1 protein-coding gene is annotated in these 1,999 nt (G+C 68.6%); it reads right to left on the reverse strand.

Annotated elements, in window-relative coordinates:
* Nucleotides 1-1,898, reverse strand: a 1,898-nt coding sequence (locus AC1DRP_RS36345; protein ID WP_476771110.1) for an autotransporter outer membrane beta-barrel domain-containing protein, incomplete at its 3' end; no start/stop codon positions are given.
* Nucleotides 1,899-1,999 lie beyond the last annotated feature (101 nt).

The following is a 1,999-nucleotide window of genomic DNA, read 5'->3' on the forward strand; positions in this document are numbered from 1 at the left end:
AGCGCGCCATGGGCGCTGCCCAGTTCTCCGCTCGAGCGGCGCCCATCGACATCGAAATCGGTGCGCGTATAGCCGCCGGCGATGCCGAAGCGCCATTGCCCGGCATCGCTCCAGGTCGAGTTGAGCTCGGCGCCGAACAGCATGCCACCGCCGCGCCGGTCGAGCGAAGCCGCGTTGCGGTCTCCGTCCGTGCGTCCCTGCGCTCCGATCGCCTCACCCCAAAGCGTGAAGCGTTCCATGGCGAGGCGCGGCGCCGGCAGAGCCGTGCCGGCCGATCTGCCGCGCGCGTCGGCGCTGAAGGCGCCGTCGACCATGCCGCCGGACGTGCCGCCGGCCAGGGGCCAGCGCAGCCGGTTGAGGATGGATTCGCGGATGAGATGGCTGTCCTCGATCGCGACGCTGACTGCTTGCGCGTGGATCTCGCCCGAGAGCGCATCGAAGCCGGCGCGGGCGTCGGCGACACTTGCCGTGAGCAGCGCATCGTAGACACGATGGCCGGCGCCCAGCGCTTCGGCCGCTCCCGCGGCACCGGCCTGGTTGCGGGTCAGGGCGACCTGCGGAAAGGCGATCGCGTTGCGATCGAGCGTCAGCGCCACGTCATTGGCGCCATAGGCCAGGCTTGGGGTCAGGAAGGCAAAATTGGAGGTCACCGCGGCGAACTGGCCGATGACCCCGCCCTGCGCCGTCAGGATGGTGTAGCGCGTCGAGGCGCCATACCCGCCTTGTTGCGCCAGGAGCTGCACCGTTCCTCCGGACACGGTCGCGGTCCCGGTGGCGGCGATCCTGTCGGACTGGCCGGCGGCATTGACCTCGAGCTGATAGGTCGAGCCGGGAGCGAAGGAGATGTTGCCGGCMACGKTCARSGTGCCGATCGAATTGCCCGGTGCGACCGTGCCGGCATGGCCGACAATGACGCTCCCGACCGTGCCGGAACCGCCGAGCGCGCCACCGGCCAGCGTGATCGCGGAGCCCGTCAGCGAGCCGTTGACCGTGAGCAGACCCGACAGCACCGAGGTCGCCCCGGTATAGCTGCTGTTCCCCGTCAGAATGAGCCGGCCGGAACCCTGCTTGGTCAGCGTCCCCGTGCCCGAGATGTTTGCCGCAAGGATGGAGACATCGACAAAATTGGCGAGGATCTCGCCGTCATTGACGATCGCGGGTGCAACGATCGTGCCGGCAAGCCCGCCGGCGCCGATCGCGAGCGTGCCAAGGTGGCCGATCTGCAGGCCTGCGCCGGCATTGACGGTGCCGCCGTCAGCCGCAGTGAGAGCTCCGGTGTAATCGCCGCAGCCACAGCCGGGATAGCCGACGAGCAGGCCGCCATTCGCGTTCAGCACGGAACCGGCGCCTGTCACGCTGACACTGGCGCGGGCAAATCCGAGCGACGGATCCGGGTCCGAGCCGATCCAGAGCGGCCCGGAGGAGTTGACGGTGCCTCCGGCCGAGATGGTCAAGGCACCAGTGCCGCCGAAGGAAAAGCCGCCGACGAACAGAGTGCGGCCGACCGTCCAGCTCGAGCCGGGCCCTGTCACCGTGACGGTCGTCGACGCCCCGATGCCTTCGATAGCGGCCTCGGCCCTGCTCTCCATGGCGGCGCCGGCGCTGATCGAAAGGCCGACGTTGCTCGGGCCACCGATCCCCGTGAAACCTTCCACGGTCACCAGGGAATTCGGGCCGGAAACCTCCATGTTCGACTGCAGGGCGAGCAGCCCGGACGGATCGACCATATGCAGCCTGCCGCCATTGACGACCCGCAAGGTGCCGCCRGCCACAGCGATGCTGCCGAAGCCCCCCGCCGGATCGCCGACGCTCAGCGACCCCCCATTGATTTCGAGTGTCGGGTTCGAGCAGCCGCAAAGGAGAAGCAGTCCCTCGATGCTGTTGTTCGAGCCGGTCAACGACAGCGTGCCAGGCCCATCAAGGGAGAGAGAGCCGGGACCGGAGATCTGGCCTGAGAAGATAGTTGCGAGGGGCTTGGCGCCGATGCTCAGCATGGTGC

Source organism: Allobosea sp. 01N443, assembly GCF_056399325.1.